Here is a 493-nt window from a genome sequence, read left to right as displayed (position 1 = left end):
CTGATGCTTGATTTGGTTCCAGCGGTTGCGTAGCTGCTGAAACGACCACGACACCACCGGCGTCAGCTGATCATCAGCAATCCCGTAAGAGCGTTCCGCCTTACGCTGGTCCAGATTGGCTTTCACCGCGGCCAGCATCGTGTTGAACCCGAACCGCGCACCACCAGCATGCGACTCCAGCACCGCCACCTGGGCCGACGTCGGGTCCAGCGCGTACTGATAAGCCTGCAAAACCCACCCCGAGGGAACCTCAACCAACTCACCTGTTAAGGGATCGGTGCCGTAGAGCGTGAACAGCACCGACACCGCCTCCACCACCGCCCGGTGGGCTTCGAAGTCCGCGCCGAGCTCCACCCGCGCCGACAACGTTGGTGTGCCATCGCCTTTGGGCCTGCCCGGCAATTGCACACCACCGGTCGCCGAAGCGACTCTCGCGGCCTGTGCCCTGGTGCGCATCTGCGCAATCATCTACGCCGCCTCACCACCAGGATCC

Annotated in this window: 1 protein-coding gene; it reads right to left on the bottom strand. The window is 63.5% G+C overall.

All coding sequences use genetic code 11. The annotated features are described in order from the left end of the window. Window positions 1–468: helix-turn-helix domain-containing protein (locus CDN38_RS31525; RefSeq protein ID WP_244307500.1), on the bottom strand; the 468-nt coding region annotated here is incomplete at its 3' end. Window positions 469–493: the final 25 nt, after the last annotated feature.

The sequence above is a fragment of the Mycobacterium ostraviense genome (assembly GCF_002705925.1).
GTDB lineage: Bacteria > Actinomycetota > Actinomycetes > Mycobacteriales > Mycobacteriaceae > Mycobacterium > Mycobacterium ostraviense.
This window is presented reverse-complemented; position numbering and strand designations above follow the sequence as displayed.